Here is a 19050-nt window from a genome sequence, read left to right as displayed (position 1 = left end):
AATAAATGAGAGCGAGGGGAAGACGTTGAATTTAATCCTAATGGGTCTCCCTGGTGCCGGAAAAGGTACTCAGGCAGAGAAAATAGTCGAAAAATATGACATCCCTCATATCTCAACTGGAGATATGTTCCGTTTAGCTATCAAAGAAGGAACATCCCTTGGTCAAGAGGCCAAATCATATATGGACAAAGGCGAACTCGTTCCCGATGAAGTTACCATCGGAATCGTTCGCGAACGTCTAAGTAAGCCGGATTGTCAGAAAGGCTTTCTGCTCGATGGTTTCCCTAGAACCATCGCTCAGGCAGAAGCCCTTCACAACCTTCTGGCCGATATGGAACGGTCACTGGATTATGTTCTTCATATCGATGTTCCAAAAGAGAAGCTTATCGAGCGTCTGACTGGACGACGCATCTGCCCGACCTGCGGTGCTACGTACCACGTTGTGTTCAACCCTCCTAAAGAGGACGGGATCTGTGATAACGATGGTTCAGCATTGACTCAGCGGGAAGACGATCAGCCTGAAACCGTTAAGAAACGCCTCGAGGTCAACGTAGAACAGCAGCAGCCTCTGCTTGATTTCTATCAGGATCAAGGCTACCTGGTCTCCTTCGAAGGTGATAAAGACATCAAAGAAGTATTTGTTGACATTGATCAAAAGCTTGGAGCACTGGCTGAATGATTATATGTAAGACTCCGCGGGAATTAGATATTATGCGTGAAGCAGGTCGCATTGTCGCCCTGACGCACCAAAAGATGAAAGAAAACATCCGACCAGGTATAACTACTGGAGAATTGGATAAGATTGCTGATAAATTCATACGCAGTATGGATGCAATCCCTTCTTTTAAAGGTTATAATGGATTCCGTGGCAGTATCTGTGCATCTGTCAACGAAGAACTTGTTCATGGTATTCCTGGAGACAGGGTCCTGAACGATGGTGATATTATCAGTATCGATATTGGGGCAAAATATAAAGGCTATCACGGTGATTCGGCCTGGACGTATCCGGTCGGCACTGTTGATGAGGGCACATTGGAGCTGCTGAGAGTTACCGAGCAGTCATTGTTCAAAGGACTTGATGAAGCAAAACCAGGTGAACGCCTTTCAAATATATCGCATGCCATCCAAAGCTATGTGGAGCCTGAAGGTTTCTCCATAGTCAGGGAATATGTCGGTCACGGCGTTGGTCAGGAACTTCATGAGGATCCACAGATTCCTCATTATGGACCTCCCAACAAAGGCCCCCGATTGAAACCTGGAATGGTATTAGCTGTTGAACCGATGATCAATGCAGGTTCACGTTATGTGAAAACCCTGAATGATCAATGGACGGTTGTAACGCAGGATGGAAAGATGTGCGCACATTTTGAGCACACCATCGCGATTACGGATGAGGGTTACGAAATATTAACAAAATCCTAAATGAAGGTGATCGTTTTTGAACGAATCTGAGTCGAGTCCGCGAATAGGTCAAATTGTTCGTATTGTGCAGGGGCGTGAGGCAGGACAGTACGCAGTGGTGATCGGTGTGCTGGATGGCCGCTTTGTGCTGCTTGCCGACGGAGAGAAACGTAAGTATGATCGACCAAAGAAAAAGAATCTGCAGCACGTTGAGCTTATGGATTTCATCTCTCCGGAAGTCCAGGACAGCCTTCTGGAAACTGGTCGGGTCACAAATGGCAAGCTTCGATTTGCCGTAGCAAAATATGTCAATGAAGCAGTGACTGATTTGAAGAAGGGAGATCAACTCGATGGCGAAAGACGATGTAATTGAAGTAGAAGGGACCGTCGTTGAAACCTTACCGAACGCTCAGTTCAAGGTTGAACTTGAAAACGGTCATACCGTTCTTGCTCATGTTTCCGGTAAAATTCGCATGCACTTTATCCGAATCTTACCTGGGGACAAAGTAACGGTAGAACTTTCTCCTTATGATTTGACAAAAGGACGTATTACGTACCGTTATAAATAAAACTCCGATCTTAAAGGAGGTATGGATGATGAAGGTAAGGCCTTCTGTAAAACCAATTTGCGAAAAATGCAAAGTCATCAAACGTAAAGGTAAAGTCATGGTTATCTGTGAAAACCCTAAGCATAAACAAAAACAAGGTTAATCTTAAAGGAGGTGCACGTAACTTATGGCACGTATTGCAGGTGTAGATATTCCCCGCGACAAGCGCGTGGTTGTTTCATTAACTTATGTCTATGGTATCGGTAAATCCCTTGCTGCAGACATCCTGGCTGATGCTGGTGTATCTGAGAGTACCCGCGTTCGCGATCTTACAGAAGACGAACTAGGTAAGATCCGTCAAGCTGTTGAACAGCACAACGTAGAGGGTGATCTTCGTCGTGAGAACTCTCTAAACATTAAGCGTCTGATTGAAATCGGTTCTTACCGTGGAATCCGTCACCGTCGTGGTCTTCCACTTCGCGGACAAAAGACGAAGAACAACTCCCGTACACGTAAAGGTCCACGTCGTACAGTAGCTAACAAACGTAAATAATAATTAATACAAAGGAGGTAAACTCATCCTATGGCACGTAAAGGAAACACTCGCAGTCGTAAACGCCGCGTGAAAAAGAATATAGAGACGGGTATGGCTCATATCCGTTCTACATTCAACAACACAATCGTAACGATCACTGATGTCCAAGGTAATGTTATCAGCTGGAGCAGTGCAGGTTCTCTTGGTTTCAAAGGTTCCCGTAAATCTACTCCATTCGCTGCACAAATGGCTTCCGAAGCAGCAGCGAAAGATGCTATGGACAACGGCATGAAAACTCTTGAAGTTACAGTAAAAGGTCCTGGTGCAGGTCGTGAAGCTGCGATCCGTTCACTACAGGCAGCAGGTCTTGATATTACGGCAATCCGTGACGTAACTCCAGTACCACACAATGGTTGCCGCCCACCAAAACGTCGTCGCGTATAATAAGTTCTGAATAGAATTTGTCACCCTGTCTATAATGGGTTATGATAGCTTTTAAATCAGCACCGCAGTAGACAGAGCCATTAAGCAGTTATCTTATATCGGGACTGCCTACCTGAGGAATTTCGGTTAGACCTGTCGTCTAACCGGGGTTTCGACGTTTTGAAGGAGGGTTTTGAGTAAATGATCGAAATTGAAAAGCCAAAGATTGAAACGGTCGAGATCAGCGATGAGTCTACTTTTGGTAAGTTCGTCGTAGAACCGCTAGAACGTGGATATGGTACAACTCTAGGGAACTCCTTGCGTCGTATCCTATTATCCTCACTTCCCGGATCTGCTGTCACTTCTGTTCAAATTGACGGTGTACTTCATGAGTTTTCCACGATTGAAGGCGTCGTTGAAGACGTAACAACTGTTATTTTGAACCTGAAGAAACTAGCTTTGAAAGTTTATTCTGACGAAGAGAAGACTTTAGAAATTGATGTGCAGGGTGAAGGCAAGGTTACCGCGGCTGATATTACGCATGATAGTGACGTTGAAGTTCTAAATCCAGATCTTCATATCGCTACACTCGACAGCAATTCCAGCTTCCGTGCTCGCATTACAGCAGAACGCGGTCGAGGATATCGTCCGGCTGAAGGAAATAACCATGAGGATCTACCCATCGGCGTGATTCCCGTTGACTCTATTTTCACACCGGTTTCCCGTGTGACGTATCAAGTAGAGAATACTCGAATCGGTCAAACATCTAATTTTGATAAATTGACATTGGATGTTTGGACGGATGGCAGCATTCGTCCAGAAGAGGCGATCTCTCTTGGAGCTAAAATTTATATGGAGCACCTCAATATTTTCGTCGGCCTTACTGATGAAGCTCAAAAAGCTGAAATCATGGTCGAGAAAGAAGAGGACCAAAAAGAAAAAGTTCTTGAAATGACGATCGAGGAACTTGACCTTTCCGTTCGTTCCTACAACTGCTTGAAGCGCGCAGGTATCAACACTGTGCAGGAGCTTGCCAACAAGTCTGAAGAAGACATGATGAAGGTGCGCAACCTTGGCCGCAAGTCACTTGAAGAAGTGAAGCATAAACTGAACGAACTAGGTCTTGGACTAAGAAAAGACGATTGATAGAACACATCTAAGAGATCCAGTTAAGGGAGGGATTATCAATGGCTAGAAAACTAGGACGTACTACAGATCAGCGCATGGCTTTGCTTCGCGGCTTGGCAACTGACCTGATCGTACACGAACGTTTGGAAACAACAGAAGCTAAAGCGAAAGAGCTTAAGTCTGTTGTAGAAAAAATGATTACACTAGGTAAACGCGGCGATCTTCATGCCCGTCGTCAAGCGGAAGCATTCCTATATAATGCACAAGCTGATGAGGAAGGAGAGCAGACTGCACTGCAGAAGCTATTCTCTGACATCGGCCCACGCTACGAGGACCGTCAAGGTGGTTACACTCGCGTATTGAAGCTTGGCGAGCGTAAAGGTGATGGAGCTAAAATGGCAATCATCGAACTAGTATAATGATTACCATCGGGGTAAAAGGGCAGGAGTGAATCTCATTATGAGGTTACATCCAGCCCTTTTTTTATACTTTTTTATACCGATGCGGGAATACCTCCCGTTATGAAAGGGAAATTCTCTTTATAACGGGGAATGGTGTCATATTTCCCGGGAAATCGTCAGCTGAGCAGAGGAGGAACAGAGATGGGAGAGAGACAAGTCGAGTTCCGGAACGTATCTTTTCGCTACCAGGAGGACATGCCCTGGGTGTTGAGGAACGTAAGCTTTACAATCGGACCGGATGAATGGGTGGCTGTAATCGGTCATAACGGCTCAGGAAAGTCGACCATAGCGAAATTAATGAATGGACTGCTGTTTCCACAGGAAGGGGAAATCCTGGTAGATGGGATGCCCGTCAACGAAGAAACCATCTGGGATGTTAGAAAACAGGTAGGCATGGTCTTTCAAAATCCGGACAACCAGTTTGTCGGGACTACTGTGAAAGATGATGTCGCTTTTGGTATGGAGAATCACGGCATGCCCAGGGAGTTGATGCTTGAAAGGATCAAAGAGAGCCTCTCAGCCGTAGGGATGGCTGATTATGAGCAGCAGGAACCGCACCGTCTGTCAGGCGGACAGAAGCAGCGGGTAGCTATCGCGAGTGTCCTTGCCGTGTCACCGAAGTTCATCATTCTTGATGAGGCCACTGCTATGCTCGACCCGAAAGGGCGCAAGGAAATTATGAACACGGTCCACCGCGTTCAGGAAGAACGGGACCTGTCCCTGATTACCATCACTCATGATCTGCATGAGGTTACTCAGTCTTCCAGGGTGATTGTCATGAATAAGGGAGAGGTTTGGATGCAGGGATCTCCTAGAGACGTATTTTCCAAAAAAGAACACTTACAAGAAATTGGCTTGGATACTCCATTTGTTAGTAAATTGGCCGACCACCTGAAAGCAGAGGGTGTGCCGCTTACCCGTGAGCCATTGAATCACCAGGAGTTGTTGGAGGAATTATGGACATCACGTTCGATCATGTAAGTTATACGTACCAGCCGAATACACCATTCGAACACAGAGCTTTGGATGATTTGTCCTTTACCATCCAATCCGGTTCTTTTGTAGCGGTCATCGGTCACACCGGGTCAGGTAAATCCACATTGATTCAACACCTGAACGGGCTGCTTCAGCCGACAGAAGGGCAGGTGCAGGTGGGCCCGTATACGATGGCAGCCGGGCAGAAAAACAAACAGCTGATGAAGCTTCGGGAAAACGTCGGCGTCGTGTTCCAGTATCCTGAGCACCAGTTGTTTGAAGAAACTGTGGAAAAAGACATCGGCTTCGGTCCGCAGAATTTCGGAGTTGGACAGGACGAAATCAAACGCCGGACGAAAGAAGCGGTCCAGGCGGTAAAACTGCCGGAAGAGCTTCTGGAACGCTCTCCCTTTGATTTAAGCGGAGGACAGATGCGCCGCGTTGCCATATCCGGTGTTCTCGCCATGGCTCCTGAAGTGCTTGTGTTGGATGAACCGACCGCCGGACTTGATCCGAACGGGCGTAAGGAAATCATGGATATGTTTTATCACCTGCATCAGGATAAGGGTCTTACAACCGTGCTTGTAACCCACAGTATGGAGGATGCTCTTGCCTATGCCGATCATATTATCATCATGAATCAAGGGAAGGTTTACAGGGAAGGGTCCCCGCTGGAGATTTTTAAGCAGCAGCAGGCACTGGAAGATGTGCAGCTGGATGTACCGGAAGTCGTTTCCTTTTTGAAAATGGCCCGGGATTACGGCCTTGATCTTGAATACGAAGGCCAGACGATAGCGGAGTTAGCAAAGGAAATAGCCCTGAAAGTGAAGGGGGGCGGCGATCATGAGTAGTTCCCTGATTATCGGTCAATACATTCCATCGGATTCTGTTATTCACCGCCTGGATCCCCGCTCCAAAATCGCTGTCATCTTTTTTTATGTCGTGATCGTCTTTTTTGCTAACTCTGTTATGAGTTATGGGGTGCTCGCCTTGTTCGCTCTGTCGAGTGCTGTTTTATCGAAAGTTCCATTTTCCTACATCATGAAGGGATTGAAGCCGGTCTGGTTCCTGGTCATCTTCACGTTTCTCCTTCACTTGTTCGTGACAAGGGAAGGGGAGGTTGCGTTCAGCCTGTTCGGCTGGGCGGTTTATGAGGAAGGGTTGATCCAGGGGGCAGCGATTTCCCTGAGGTTCTTCCTGTTGATTCTCGTTACCTCCCTGTTGACGTTGACGACGACGCCGATTGAGATTACCGATGCCATTGAGGAGCTGCTGGGTCCTTTGAAAAAAGTGAAATTCCCTGTCCATGAACTGGCGCTGATGATGTCGATCTCCCTGCGTTTCATCCCAACATTGATGCAGGAGACAGAAAAGATATCCAAGGCACAGGCCTCAAGAGGTGTAGACTTCCGCACAGGCGCTTTTAAAGACCGTGTGAAGGCCGTTGTACCTCTGCTGGTCCCTTTGTTCGTCAGTGCCTTTAAACGCGCAGAGGAGCTCGCTATGGCGATGGAAGCGCGTGGGTATCAAGGGGGCGAAGGAAGAACGAAGCTGAGAGAATTAAAACTGGAGCGGAGGGACTGGCTGCTCTTTGCTGTTTTCATTCTGCTGGCCGCAGCTCTCTTCCTGACCCGTTCATGATCGGAGGTGCTGGGTATGAATCGTATACGTATGACCATCGCCTATGATGGCACCGGTTACGCAGGCTATCAGGTTCAGCCGAATGGCGGCACGATTCAGGCAGAGCTTGAGAAGGCTTTAAAAAAGATTCATAAAGGAAATACCGTAAAGGTGACGGCTTCGGGCAGAACCGATGCCCGTGTGCATGCTGTCGGGCAGGTGATTCATTTTGATACACCGCTTGAGATTCCCGTCAGTAACTGGCGGCGGGCGCTGAACTCCATGCTGCCGGATGACATTCAGGTGAAAGAAGCTGAGCAGCCGTCCGGTGGTTTTCATGCCAGGTATGATACAACCGGAAAAGAATACCGGTATTTTGTGAGGAATCACCCTGATCCAGATCTTTTCCGCCGTCACTACACTTCTCACGTCAAAGCTCCCCTTGACATCACAGCTATGAAAAAGGCGTGCGGCTATATCGAAGGAGAGCATGATTTTACATCCTTCTGTTCACCGAAGACAGATCTGAAGGGGAGCAAGGTACGCACGATTTTCAAAGCGGATGTAGAAAGTCGTGGAGAAGAAGTGGTGTTCACTTTTAAGGGATCCGGATTTTTATATAATATGGTAAGGATTCTTGTCGGCACACTTCTCGAAATAGGAAAAGGAGAGCGTGCCCCGGAGGATATTCCTGTTATCTTAAAAGCCCGCACACGGGAAGCGGCAGGCCGGACGGCTCCTCCTCAAGGGTTGTTCCTATGGAAGGTCGATTATTAAGAGGTTCTGAACAATTTCCATTCATTGGGTCCTCTGTCTCAGAAAAAAACAACGAATCCAGGTGTGCATTCCCTTGACACATGAATATAGAGTGTTATATTATATTCTATGGCATTTTATTTCTGTACCACGGTTAGCCCCGGAAAACTAATCGTACTTTGAGATAAATGATAAAGCAGTTAATCAGTCTATGTGATAATAAAACATTTCAGGAGGGAAACCGATATGCGCACAACTTTCATGGCAAATGAAAACAACGTTGAACGTAAATGGTATGTTGTGGATGCTGCAGGGCAGACACTCGGCCGTTTAGCGAGCGAAGTTGCTGCGATCCTTCGCGGTAAGAACAAACCAACATACACACCACACGTTGACACTGGTGACCACGTCATCATCATCAATGCTGGTGAGATCGAACTAACAGGTAACAAAATCAACGATAAGGTTTACTATCGTCACTCCAACCACCCTGGTGGTCTGAAGTCCCGTACGGCTAACGAAATGCGTACGAAATATCCAGAGCAGATGCTTGAACTTGCTGTTAAAGGCATGCTTCCAAAAGGAAGTCTTGGACGTAAAATGGGCAAGAAACTTCATGTATTTGCAGGATCTGAGCACAAACATGAAGCACAACAACCAGAAGTTTACGAACTTCGCGGATAATTAAAGGAGGTAATCTAGTGGCACAAGTACAATACTCCGGTACTGGTCGTCGTAAGAGCTCAACAGCTCGTGTACGTCTTGTTCCAGGAACTGGTCGTGTAGTAGTTAACAAACGTGATGCTGAAGACTTTTTCCCATATGAAACCCTTCGTATGATTCTTAAACAGCCTCTTGCTGTAACAGAAACTGAAGGTAACTATGATGTCTACGTAAACGTAGACGGCGGTGGATTCACAGGACAAGCAGGAGCAATCCGTCACGGTATCGCCCGTGCATTGCTTAAAGCTGACCCAGAATACCGTACACCACTTAAACGCGCAGGTCTATTGACTCGTGACGCACGTATGAAAGAGCGTAAGAAATACGGTCTTAAAGGTGCCCGTCGCGCGCCACAATTCTCCAAGCGTTAAGTTTTGGACGATCCGAAAGACTCCCGACCATTATGGTCGGGAGTCTTTTTTTTGCTTTCCTATACGTTCAGGGTGTATCCTCCAGTTCCTGCGTTCAGTTTCCAAGCTGGTAGCTGAGGTTGACCTGCTCATATTTTTGTCTCTTGTCCCATACAATGATTCAGGGGAAGTACAAGGGAGTGTGAGCGATTGTGAGTCGACGATTGAAGACCTTTTTGTGGCTGGCTGGTGTGATTGTCCTTGTGTGCATGGTTTCCTATCCGATTCAGGAAGTGAAGGATGCATGGACGGTTTGGTCATCGCCGCTTTCCGGAAAAGTGATCGTTCTTGACCCGGGACATGGCGGTCCGGATGGTGGGGCGGTAGGCGGGGATGGTACAGAGGAAAAAATCATCACCCTGAAGATGGCGGAATACCTGCAGGATTACCTCCAGCAGGCAGGGGCCCTTGTATATATGACGAGGTACGAAGATGCTGATCTTGCTTCGGAGGGAACATCCGGTCTTTCCAGGAGGAAATCGGAAGATATACGTAATAGAGTGGAGTTTATCGAAGAAAAAGAAGCGGACTTATACTTAAGTCTGCATTTGAATGCCATTCCATCTGATAAGTGGAGCGGGGCACAGACGTTTTATTATCCGGAAAGCGAGGAAAGTGAATATCTCGCCAAGTTCATTCAAGCTGAAATACAATCCAACATGGGCAATACAAAGCGCGAGGCTCTCGGGCTCAGCAATATCTATATCCTGAAGCATGCACAGGCTCCCGGCGCCCTTGTAGAGGCGGGGTTTTTGTCCAACGACCGTGAACGGGAACTGTTGAAATCAGACGATTATCAAAGGCAGATGGCTGCTTCGATCTATCAAGGGGTGCTGCGTTTTGTCACGGAACGGGATTTCCCTGAGGAAAATGGATCGTGAGCAAATCACTTAGAAAGCGTTTCATGTATGTTATACTACAGGAAACGATCATTTTCTAAGGATGGTGAACCGGCTTGTTGACACAAGAGAAAGTACTAGAAATCCTGAACCCTATTCAAGATCCATTTTTACATAAAACACTGGAAGAAACCGGTGGAGTGGAAGAAGTAAAAATCAAGGAAGAAAAAAATCATGTCAGCGTGAAGATTCTGATTGGAAAGACGAATACAGCGGAGCAGATGGAACTGCAACAGACCATCGTCAATGCCCTGAAAAGCGGGGGAGCGGCGACAGTCGGTCTTCGTTTTGATCAGCTTCCGGATGAGGTTATTCAGAAATTACAGCCGGCCGATCAGCAGTCGGAGGATGCCTCTTTACTGAGCGGCAATACGAATACAAAGTTCATTTCCATCGCCAGCGGTAAAGGCGGGGTGGGTAAATCAACCGTAACGGTGAACCTTGCCGTAGCCTTAACACGTCTTGGGAAGAAAGTCGGCATCATTGATGCGGATATCTATGGTTTCAGTGTTCCGGATATGATGGGCGTGGAAGAGCGTCCGGTCGTCCGCGGGGAAAAAATCATTCCTGTTGAACGATTTGGAGTGAAAGTCGTTTCCATGGGTTTCTTTGTGGAAGATAACTCTCCGATCATCTGGCGTGGACCGATGCTTGGAAAAATGCTGACAAGCTTCTTTAAGGAAGTGGAGTGGGGAGACCTTGACTACCTGCTTCTAGATCTGCCGCCTGGTACGGGAGATGTAGCGCTGGATGTCCATTCGATGCTTCCTTCTTCCAAGGAAATCATCGTAACGACCCCGCACCCGACAGCTGCTTTCGTAGCCGCGCGTGCTGGTCAGATGGCGATTAAGACGGAACACGAGATTCTTGGTGTTGTGGAGAACATGGCTTACTTTGAAAGTAAAGAAACAGGAAACAAAGAGTTCATCTTCGGCCGTGGAGGCGGAGTGAAGCTTGCGGATACGCTGCAGACAGCTGTACTTGGCCACGTGCCACTTCAACAGCCATATGAGGAAGAAGAAGTCTTTGCTCCTTCTGTTTATCAGTCGGATCACCCGATCGGTGTCATTTATCGGAATATGGCCGCTAAAGTCATTGATAAATATTAATAAAAACCACGCGTCCCTTCACGGGGCGCGTGATTTTTTATAGACTTAACCGCTTTGTCCTTCTTCGCCGCCACTTTCAGATTGACTTCCGCCACTCTGCTGGCCGCTTTCCTCGGAATCGCCGCCTTGTTCTTCCCCGCTTTTCATTTCCTCTGCGGCTTTTAACAGTGTTTCAGTCATTTTTGCCTGGAAGACAGGACTATTCAACGTTTCCTCGATGGTGGTCTCCAAGTGTGCCTTGAACTTCTGTCCCTGCATGACAGTTACCATCTGCTCCATCATTTCAGGGTTTTTATAAATATCGATCATCAACTTCTGATATTCTGCATCTTTCATGAGCCCTTTCATCAATTCTTTCTGCTGATCCTCCAGAACTTTGCTGAATTCCTGGACGAACGCAGGGTCTGAAAAAAGCTTGCTCCAAAAAGCTTTACCTTCTTCAGATATCAACGTCTGCTGGACAGCTTGAGAGACGACTTCGGACTCTAAAGCCATGGACTGCTGCATCTCCTCATCGGAAAGGACTTCAGTCATCGCCTTTTTTCCATCATCGGACTTGAGGATATCGACCATCATTTTCTTGGTGGTATCGTAGTCCGCCTGTTCACTTGCTCCTGATGAACCATTACAAGCGGCCAGGAAAACAAGAACGAGAACGGGCAGCAATATACGGAGTCTGGACATCATTGCATGTCCCCTTTCTTATGTTCTCCATAGCCTTACTATTCGCGTTTCGACAAATTTTATACGTTCGGAGGCAAAGAGACAGGCTTCATGATAAAATACGGGGAGAAAGTTTTTGTACATATAGGGGGAGCGCTTGTGAACAGTCGTAAATGGGTACAGTTATTTTTATCAACGTTATGGATCGGCGGCGGGGTGACCCTGGCGGCCAGTTTCTTTTTTAAATTTGATTCGTACGCCGAGTTTTGGCAGCCCTTTCAATTATTTGAGCTGTTCGGTCTGCTTTTATTTTTTGCGGGTATGGGCTTTATATTCAGTATCATCAGTCAAATGGGTTTCTTCGCCTATTTGACCGTCAATCAATTTGGAAAGGGCCTGTTCCGTTCTGTATGGACACCGGTACAGCTGTTTTTAATTGCCTTTACTCTTTTTGATTTGGTGTATTTTCGATATCAGGCAGCTGAAAATGGGGCATCTGTCTGGGGATATGTCGTGACAGCGGCTGTGCTTTTGGTTCTATCGCTGATTGTTGCTTACATTAAAACAAAAGAGACAAATACCCATGCATTTATCCCCGCCCTATTCTTTATGGTTGTCGTTACAACGGTGGAATGGGTGCCGGCACTTAGAGCGGCAGGGAGTGATTATGTATGGTTGATGGTCATTCCTTTATTTATCTGCAATGCCTATCAGCTTCTTCTGCTGCATCGCCTTACGGGGCCTGCCCGTAGTGAAAATGCCTGACAAAAGCCGCCGTATCCTACGGCGGCTTTCTTTTATTATTGGATCTGACTCGTCCTGGCTTCGCCGCCACTTGCTAATTCGGTGATACTGACGAAGGAAAAGCCTTTTTGTTTCAATCCGGGGATAATGACCTCAAGGGCTTTAGGCGTCTGTTTGACCGAATCGGAAGCATGCATAACAATGATATCTCCTTTAGAGCTTTCGTTTAACACGGCATCGATGATGGCATTGGTGCCTGGATTTTCCCAGTCCCTTGGATTCAAACTCCACTGGACGGCCTGCAAATCGTTTTGTTCGATGGTTTTTAACACTTCTTTATTCATATGACCATGCGGGGGCCGGATCCATTGCATGTCTTCAAAGCCAAGCTTGGCAAACACCTCATCTGCCTTTTTCAAATCGCCGGCTACCTGGTCTGGTTCTTTCTCAAGGTAGCTCTCATATGTGTAGCCCATCATCCCGATTTCATGTTTTCCTTCTTGAATGGTTTTGACGATATCCGGGTGTCTCTCCGCCCATTCTCCGCTCAGGAAGAATGTAGCCTGGACTTGGTGGGCTTCCAGCTGCTTTAACACTTCATTGACCTTTTCCGTTCCCCAGCTGATGTTAAAGGTCAGCGCGATATGGTCCTGATCGCTGCTCCCTTGTGTAAGAGCGCGCGGCTCTCCATTATTAGAGAAAGCGGGCAGCTGCTCCCAGCGGCCGATCCACAGGGCGAAAGCACAAAATAAAGCAAGAAGAGCGATAATGCCGTAACGCTTAAGTCTTTCTGTTTTCCACGTGTAAAAGCTCATGGATCGACTTCCTTTCCTACCAATATGTTCTATACATATGAAAAAGCGGACAACCTATGCTAAAAACAATGAAATTAGGGTAGAAATAAATAGAGTCGTTTATCAGGGAGGTACTTTCAGATGCATGGGTTAATTATTAATGAACAGGAGCGTCGTGAAATAGAGTACTTATTAAAGCGGGAAATGGAAGAGATCACTTTTGATATGGGTGATCACCGGATTGATCAGGGAATGAAGCAGGCGATGGAAGAAAGGTATGAAGTGCTTTTTCAGATCTTCCGACGCTTTGCCGCAAGGGAAGAATGCCTGCAGTATATGCCAAGGAAAAAGAAGCAGAACTAACAGCTCGATAAATCCTGTCATCCGCACAGGATTTTTTTATTAAAAAAACATTAAAAAGTATTGCATTTGTTTTTTAACCTGTGCTATATTATTAAACGTTGTCGGGAAACAAAACGACTTGCCAAGCAGTTTGAAATTGAATTGAAATTGATTTGAAAAAGTTGTTGACACTGCTTCCCACAAATGATAAATTATTACTTGTCGCCGAAAACGACAGCCAAACGCTTTCTCAACTTAATGAAAAAAGTTGTTGACATGAAAAACAACACATGTTAAGATGATTAAGTCGCTGTTTTCGAACGGCCGACAACATTTGATCTTTGAAAACTGAACGAACCAACCAGTACGTCAAAACATTTCTTCTTTAATGAAGGAATTTGAAACAAGCACATTTGGTGTGCAGATGAGCAAGTCAAACTACTTTTATGGAGAGTTTGATCCTGGCTCAGGACGAACGCTGGCGGCGTGCCTAATACATGCAAGTCGAGCGCGGGAAGCGAGCGGATCCCTTCGGGGTGAAGCTCGTGGAACGAGCGGCGGACGGGTGAGTAACACGTGGGCAACCTGCCTGTAAGATCGGAATAACCCCGGGAAACCGGGGCTAATGCCGGGTAATACTTTTCTTCGCATGAAGATAAGTTGAAAGATGGCTTCTCGCTATCACTTACAGATGGGCCCGCGGCGCATTAGCTAGTTGGTGAGGTAACGGCTCACCAAGGCAACGATGCGTAGCCGACCTGAGAGGGTGATCGGCCACACTGGGACTGAGACACGGCCCAGACTCCTACGGGAGGCAGCAGTAGGGAATCTTCCGCAATGGACGAAAGTCTGACGGAGCAACGCCGCGTGAACGATGAAGGTCTTCGGATCGTAAAGTTCTGTTGTCAGGGAAGAACAAGTACCGTGCGAATAGAGCGGTACCTTGACGGTACCTGACGAGGAAGCCCCGGCTAACTACGTGCCAGCAGCCGCGGTAATACGTAGGGGGCAAGCGTTGTCCGGAATTATTGGGCGTAAAGCGCGCGCAGGCGGTTCCTTAAGTCTGATGTGAAAGCCCACGGCTCAACCGTGGAGGGTCATTGGAAACTGGGGAACTTGAGGACAGAAGAGGAGAGTGGAATTCCACGTGTAGCGGTGAAATGCGTAGATATGTGGAGGAACACCAGTGGCGAAGGCGACTCTCTGGTCTGTTTCTGACGCTGAGGTGCGAAAGCGTGGGTAGCAAACAGGATTAGATACCCTGGTAGTCCACGCCGTAAACGATGAGTGCTAGGTGTTAGGGGGCTTCCACCCCTTAGTGCTGAAGTTAACGCATTAAGCACTCCGCCTGGGGAGTACGGCCGCAAGGCTGAAACTCAAAGGAATTGACGGGGGCCCGCACAAGCGGTGGAGCATGTGGTTTAATTCGAAGCAACGCGAAGAACCTTACCAGGTCTTGACATCCTTGGACCTCCCTAGAGATAGGGATTTCCCTTCGGGGACCAAGTGACAGGTGGTGCATGGTTGTCGTCAGCTCGTGTCGTGAGATGTTGGGTTAAGTCCCGCAACGAGCGCAACCCCTAATCTTAGTTGCCAGCATTCAGTTGGGCACTCTAAGGTGACTGCCGGTGACAAACCGGAGGAAGGCGGGGATGACGTCAAATCATCATGCCCCTTATGACCTGGGCTACACACGTGCTACAATGGATGGTACAAAGGGCAGCGAAGCCGCGAGGTGTAGCAAATCCCATAAAACCATTCTCAGTTCGGATTGCAGGCTGCAACTCGCCTGCATGAAGCCGGAATCGCTAGTAATCGCGGATCAGCATGCCGCGGTGAATACGTTCCCGGGCCTTGTACACACCGCCCGTCACACCACGAGAGTTGGCAACACCCGAAGTCGGTGAGGTAACCTTTTTGGAGCCAGCCGCCGAAGGTGGGGCCAATGATTGGGGTGAAGTCGTAACAAGGTAGCCGTATCGGAAGGTGCGGCTGGATCACCTCCTTTCTAAGGATATTACGGAAACGTACTGTGTTGGTTGTTCAGTTTTGAGAGATCAAACTATGAAAATAGCATGTTCTCCATTATTGAATGGGCCTGTAGCTCAGCTGGTTAGAGCGCACGCCTGATAAGCGTGAGGTCGGTGGTTCAAGTCCACTCAGGCCCACCATTCAAAAATGGGGCCTTAGCTCAGCTGGGAGAGCGCCTGCTTTGCACGCAGGAGGTCAGCGGTTCGATCCCGCTAGGCTCCACCATTTAAATGTTCCATAAAACACAAGCGTTCATGTTGTGTTTTATATGTAACCTTAAAATGAATTGAACCTTGAAAACTGGATAAGGAATTATGACTCATCTATCGATGAGATCATGATGACAAGACATCTAATTGATTTATATAAACGTCTTTTCACGAAGATAGTTAAGTGAATAAGGGCGCACGGTGGATGCCTTGGTACTAGGAGCCGATGAAGGACGGGACTAACACCGATATGCTCCGGCGAGCCGTAAGCAGGCTTTGACCCGGAGATTTCCGAATGGGGAAACCCACTGTTCGTAATGGGACAGTATCCTATACTGAATACATAGGTATAGGAAGGCAGACCCGGGGAACTGAAACATCTAAGTACCCGGAGGAAGAGAAAGCAAACGCGATTTCCCAAGTAGCGGCGAGCGAAACGGAATCAGCCCAAACCAGAAAGCTTGCTTTCTGGGGTTGTAGGACACTCCTTTGGAGTTATCAAGGAGGAAGATAGACGAATCGATCTGGAAAGATCAGCCGAAGAGGGTAACAGCCCTGTAGTCGAAATCTTCCTCTCTCCGGAGTGGATCCTGAGTACGGCGGAACACGAGGAATTCCGTCGGAATCCGGGAGGACCATCTCCCAAGGCTAAATACTCCCTAGTAACCGATAGTGAACCAGTACCGTGAGGGAAAGGTGAAAAGCACCCCGGAAGGGGAGTGAAATAGAACCTGAAACCGTGTGCCTACAAGTAGTCGGAGCCCGTTAATGGGTGACGGCGTGCCTTTTGTAGAATGAACCGGCGAGTTACGACCGTATGCGAGGTTAAGCAGCAGAAGCGGAGCCGCAGCGAAAGCGAGTCTGAACAGGGCGAGTGAGTATGCGGTCGTAGACCCGAAACCGTGTGATCTACCCATGTCCAGGGTGAAGGTCAGGTAACACTGACTGGAGGCCCGAACCCACGTAAGTTGAAAATTACGGGGATGAGGTGTGGGTAGGGGTGAAATGCCAATCGAACACGGAGATAGCTGGTTCTCTCCGAAATAGCTTTAGGGCTAGCCTCAGAATAGAAAGTCATGGAGGTAGAGCACTGATTGGACGAGGGGCCCCTATCGGGTTACCGAATTCAGTCAAACTCCGAATGCCATAGACTTTGTTCTGGGAGTCAGACCGTGGGTGATAAGGTTCATGGTCGAGAGGGAAACAGCCCAGACCGCCAGCTAAGGTCCCAAAGTGTGTGTTAAGTGGAAAAGGATGTGGAGTTGCTTAGACAACCAGGATGTTGGCTTAGAAGCAGCCATCATTCAAAGAGTGCGTAATAGCTCACTGGTCGAGTGACTCTGCGCCGAAAATGTACCGGGGCTAAACACACCACCGAAGCTGCGGATTGATCTTATGATCAGTGGTAGGAGAGCGTTCTAAGTGCTGCGAAGTCAGACCGTAAGGACTGGTGGAGCGCTTAGAAGTGAGAATGCCGGTATGAGTAGCGAAAAAAGAGTGAGAATCTCTTTCACCGAATGCCTAAGGTTTCCTGAGGAAGGCTCGTCCTCTCAGGGTTAGTCGGGACCTAAGCCGAGGCCGAAAGGCGTAGGCGATGGACAACAGGTTGATATTCCTGTACCACCTCCTTTCCGTTTGAATGACGGGGGGACGCAGGAGGATAGGGAGAGCGTGCCATTGGATGTGCACGTCCAAGCAGTGAGACGGTCGGAACAGGCAAATCCGTCCGGCAACGTCAAGCTGTGATGGGGAGGGAACTATAGTACCGAAGCTCCTGATTTCACACTGCCAAGAAAAGCCTCTAATGAGGAAAGAGGTGCCCGTACCGCAAACCGACACAGGTAGGCGAGGAGAGTATCCTAAGGTGAGCGGGAGAACTCTCGTTAAGGAACTCGGCAAAATGACCCCGTAACTTCGGGAGAAGGGGTGCTCCTCTGCCGAGGAGCCGCAGTGAAAAGGCCCAAGCGACTGTTTACCAAAAACACAGGTCTCTGCGAAGCCGTAAGGCGAAGTATAGGGGCTGACACCTGCCCGGTGCTGGAAGGTTAAGGGGATGCGTTAGCTTATGCGAAGCGTTGAACCGAAGCCCCAGTAAACGGCGGCCGTAACTATAACGGTCCTAAGGTAGCGAAATTCCTTGTCGGGTAAGTTCCGACCCGCACGAAAGGTGCAACGACTTGGGCACTGTCTCAACGAGAGACCCGGTGAAATTATACTATGTGTGAAGATGCACATTACCCGCGACAGGACGGAAAGACCCCGTGGAGCTTTACTGCAGCCTGATATTGAATGTTGGTACAGCTTGTACAGGATAGGTAGGAGCCTTGGAAACCGGAGCGCCAGCTTCGGTGGAGGCGCTGGTGGGATACTACCCTTGCTGTACGGACATTCTAACCCAGGACCGTAATCCGGTCCGGAGACAGTGTCAGGTGGGCAGTTTGACTGGGGCGGTCGCCTCCTAAAGAGTAACGGAGGCGCCCAAAGGTTCCCTCAGAATGGTTGGAAATCATTCGCAGAGTGTAAAGGCACAAGGGAGCTTGACTGCGAGACCTACAAGTCGAGCAGGGACGAAAGTCGGGCTTAGTGATCCGGCGGTACCGTATGGAAGGGCCGTCGCTCAACGGATAAAAGCTACCCCGGGGATAACAGGCTTATCTCCCCCAAGAGTCCACATCGACGGGGAGGTTTGGCACCTCGATGTCGGCTCATCGCATCCTGGGGCTGTAGTCGGTCCCAAGGGTTGGGCTGTTCGCCCATTAAAGCGGTACGCGAGCTGGGTTCAGAACGTCGTGAGACAGTTCGGTCCCTATCCGTCGTGGGCGTTGGAAATTTGAAAGGAGCTGTCCTTAGTACGAGAGGACCGGGATGGACACACCGCTGGTGTACCAGTTGTTCCGCCAGGAGCATCGCTGGGTAGCTACGTGTGGTCGGGATAAGTGCTGAAAGCATCTAAGCATGAAGCCCCCCTTGAGATGAGATTTCCCTCTGCTTCGAGCAGATAAGATCCCTCAGAGACGATGAGGTTGATAGGTCCGAGGTGGAAGCGTGGTGACACGTGGAGCTGACGGATACTAATGGATCGATGACTTATCTATATGAAGAAGGCGAAAGCGACTGGTCAAATCCGACTGGCTAAGCAAACATTCGTAAAGGCTGTGTTTTTCAGTCTTGAAGAAGGTGTGCTTAGAACAGCGAGGATTTAGGAGCTGCAGCCGGACTGAACTTCGTGAATGATGTTTCATCAATAGTTGTTTCCTTATCCAGTTTTGAGGGTTCACC

At 48.2% G+C, this 19050-nt stretch carries 21 protein-coding genes, 2 tRNA genes and 2 rRNA genes; 23 read left to right on the top strand and 2 right to left on the bottom strand.

Features of this window, described 5'->3' with window-relative positions; translation table 11 throughout:
• Positions 1 to 25 precede the first annotated feature (25 nt).
• From ACXADP_RS00600 to ACXADP_RS00520, 17 genes are all read left to right on the top strand, one after another.
• Positions 26 to 679: an adenylate kinase gene (locus ACXADP_RS00600; protein ID WP_027953402.1), complete on the top strand. Its 654-nt coding sequence runs from the start codon at positions 26 to 28 to the stop codon at positions 677 to 679.
• A complete protein-coding gene (gene map / locus ACXADP_RS00595; protein WP_474970245.1) occupies positions 676 to 1422 on the top strand; it encodes a type I methionyl aminopeptidase in 747 nt (248 codons plus the stop codon). The genes ACXADP_RS00600 and map overlap by 4 nt, the downstream gene beginning before the upstream one ends.
• 16 nt (positions 1423 to 1438) lie before the next feature.
• Complete coding sequence (locus ACXADP_RS00590; RefSeq protein ID WP_027953400.1) at positions 1439 to 1774, top strand: KOW domain-containing RNA-binding protein; 336 nt, start codon at positions 1439 to 1441, stop codon at positions 1772 to 1774.
• Positions 1752 to 1970 (top strand): translation initiation factor IF-1, encoded by a 219-nt coding sequence (gene infA, locus ACXADP_RS00585; RefSeq protein WP_027953399.1) that lies wholly within the window; start codon positions 1752 to 1754, stop codon positions 1968 to 1970. Before ACXADP_RS00590 ends, infA begins: the two co-directional genes overlap by 23 nt.
• Before the next feature lie 28 nt (positions 1971 to 1998).
• Positions 1999 to 2112, top strand: a complete 114-nt coding sequence (gene rpmJ, locus ACXADP_RS00580; RefSeq protein ID WP_002509257.1) for a 50S ribosomal protein L36 — start codon at positions 1999 to 2001, stop codon at positions 2110 to 2112.
• A gap of 24 nt (positions 2113 to 2136) precedes the next feature.
• The gene (gene rpsM, locus ACXADP_RS00575; RefSeq protein ID WP_474970247.1) at positions 2137 to 2502 is read left to right on the top strand and encodes a 30S ribosomal protein S13; all 366 of its coding nucleotides are present in this window, start codon (positions 2137 to 2139) and stop codon (positions 2500 to 2502) included.
• 30 nt (positions 2503 to 2532) lie between these two features.
• Positions 2533 to 2928, top strand: coding sequence for a 30S ribosomal protein S11 (rpsK, locus tag ACXADP_RS00570; protein WP_027953397.1), 396 nt, complete (start codon positions 2533 to 2535; stop codon positions 2926 to 2928).
• Between the two features lie 180 nt (positions 2929 to 3108).
• The gene (locus ACXADP_RS00565; RefSeq protein ID WP_474970248.1) at positions 3109 to 4053 is read left to right on the top strand and encodes a DNA-directed RNA polymerase subunit alpha; all 945 of its coding nucleotides are present in this window, start codon (positions 3109 to 3111) and stop codon (positions 4051 to 4053) included.
• 41 nt (positions 4054 to 4094) lie between these two features.
• Positions 4095 to 4454 (top strand): 50S ribosomal protein L17, encoded by a 360-nt coding sequence (gene rplQ, locus ACXADP_RS00560; RefSeq protein WP_027953395.1) that lies wholly within the window; start codon positions 4095 to 4097, stop codon positions 4452 to 4454.
• 183 nt (positions 4455 to 4637) lie between these two features.
• Positions 4638 to 5477 carry an energy-coupling factor ABC transporter ATP-binding protein gene (locus ACXADP_RS00555; RefSeq protein ID WP_474970249.1) on the top strand — a complete coding sequence of 280 codons (840 nt, stop codon included), beginning with the start codon at positions 4638 to 4640 and terminating at the stop codon, positions 5475 to 5477.
• Positions 5453 to 6322 (top strand): energy-coupling factor ABC transporter ATP-binding protein, encoded by an 870-nt coding sequence (locus ACXADP_RS00550; protein WP_474970250.1) that lies wholly within the window; start codon positions 5453 to 5455, stop codon positions 6320 to 6322. The genes ACXADP_RS00555 and ACXADP_RS00550 overlap by 25 nt, the downstream gene beginning before the upstream one ends.
• Positions 6315 to 7112 carry an energy-coupling factor transporter transmembrane component T family protein gene (locus tag ACXADP_RS00545; protein WP_474970251.1) on the top strand — a complete coding sequence of 266 codons (798 nt, stop codon included), beginning with the start codon at positions 6315 to 6317 and terminating at the stop codon, positions 7110 to 7112. Before ACXADP_RS00550 ends, ACXADP_RS00545 begins: the two co-directional genes overlap by 8 nt.
• A 15-nt stretch (positions 7113 to 7127) precedes the next feature.
• Positions 7128 to 7868, top strand: a complete 741-nt coding sequence (gene truA / locus ACXADP_RS00540) for a tRNA pseudouridine(38-40) synthase TruA (protein WP_474970252.1) — start codon at positions 7128 to 7130, stop codon at positions 7866 to 7868.
• 225 nt (positions 7869 to 8093) lie between these two features.
• Positions 8094 to 8531 carry a 50S ribosomal protein L13 gene (gene rplM / locus ACXADP_RS00535; protein WP_474970253.1) on the top strand — a complete coding sequence of 146 codons (438 nt, stop codon included), beginning with the start codon at positions 8094 to 8096 and terminating at the stop codon, positions 8529 to 8531.
• Between the two features lie 17 nt (positions 8532 to 8548).
• The gene (gene rpsI, locus ACXADP_RS00530; RefSeq protein WP_027953389.1) at positions 8549 to 8941 is read left to right on the top strand and encodes a 30S ribosomal protein S9; all 393 of its coding nucleotides are present in this window, start codon (positions 8549 to 8551) and stop codon (positions 8939 to 8941) included.
• Positions 8942 to 9132: 191 nt separating this feature from the next.
• The gene (gene cwlD, locus ACXADP_RS00525) at positions 9133 to 9861 is read left to right on the top strand and encodes an N-acetylmuramoyl-L-alanine amidase CwlD (protein WP_027953388.1); all 729 of its coding nucleotides are present in this window, start codon (positions 9133 to 9135) and stop codon (positions 9859 to 9861) included.
• Positions 9862 to 9935: 74 nt separating this feature from the next.
• Positions 9936 to 10988 carry an Mrp/NBP35 family ATP-binding protein gene (locus ACXADP_RS00520; protein WP_474970255.1) on the top strand — a complete coding sequence of 351 codons (1053 nt, stop codon included), beginning with the start codon at positions 9936 to 9938 and terminating at the stop codon, positions 10986 to 10988.
• Positions 10989 to 11033: 45 nt separating this feature from the next.
• Here ACXADP_RS00520 and gerD read toward each other — a convergent pair whose 3' ends face one another.
• Positions 11034 to 11672, bottom strand: coding sequence for a spore germination lipoprotein GerD (gerD, locus tag ACXADP_RS00515; RefSeq protein ID WP_474970256.1), 639 nt, complete (start codon positions 11670 to 11672; stop codon positions 11034 to 11036).
• A gap of 138 nt (positions 11673 to 11810) precedes the next feature.
• Between gerD and ACXADP_RS00510 the strand changes: the two genes are divergently transcribed.
• Positions 11811 to 12416, top strand: a complete 606-nt coding sequence (locus tag ACXADP_RS00510) for a KinB-signaling pathway activation protein (protein WP_474970257.1) — start codon at positions 11811 to 11813, stop codon at positions 12414 to 12416.
• A gap of 35 nt (positions 12417 to 12451) precedes the next feature.
• Here the strand turns inward: ACXADP_RS00510 and pdaB are convergent, their stop codons facing one another.
• Complete coding sequence (gene pdaB, locus ACXADP_RS00505; protein WP_474970258.1) at positions 12452 to 13210, bottom strand: polysaccharide deacetylase family sporulation protein PdaB; 759 nt, start codon at positions 13208 to 13210, stop codon at positions 12452 to 12454.
• A gap of 120 nt (positions 13211 to 13330) precedes the next feature.
• On the opposite strand from pdaB, the gene ACXADP_RS00500 reads away from it, so the two are divergent.
• The 5 genes from ACXADP_RS00500 to ACXADP_RS00480 all read left to right on the top strand — a co-directional run bounded on the left by ACXADP_RS00500 (position 13331) and on the right by ACXADP_RS00480 (position 18866).
• Positions 13331 to 13552, top strand: coding sequence for a hypothetical protein (locus ACXADP_RS00500; RefSeq protein ID WP_027953383.1), 222 nt, complete (start codon positions 13331 to 13333; stop codon positions 13550 to 13552).
• Between the two features lie 422 nt (positions 13553 to 13974).
• Positions 13975 to 15539, top strand: a 16S ribosomal RNA gene (locus ACXADP_RS00495).
• Positions 15540 to 15625: 86 nt separating this feature from the next.
• Positions 15626 to 15702: transfer RNA gene (locus ACXADP_RS00490), tRNA-Ile, on the top strand.
• Between the two features lie 9 nt (positions 15703 to 15711).
• Positions 15712 to 15787 (top strand) — tRNA-Ala (locus tag ACXADP_RS00485).
• A 162-nt stretch (positions 15788 to 15949) separates the two neighbouring features.
• Positions 15950 to 18866 (top strand): 23S ribosomal RNA (locus ACXADP_RS00480).
• Together the 16S and 23S rRNA genes with 2 tRNA genes alongside form the textbook arrangement of a ribosomal RNA operon.
• Positions 18867 to 19050: the final 184 nt, after the last annotated feature.

The sequence above is a fragment of the Halobacillus sp. AWH4_228 genome (genome assembly GCF_056158365.1).
Note: the sequence above shows the minus strand (reverse complement) of the source record. Positions and strands in the feature narration are given on the sequence as shown.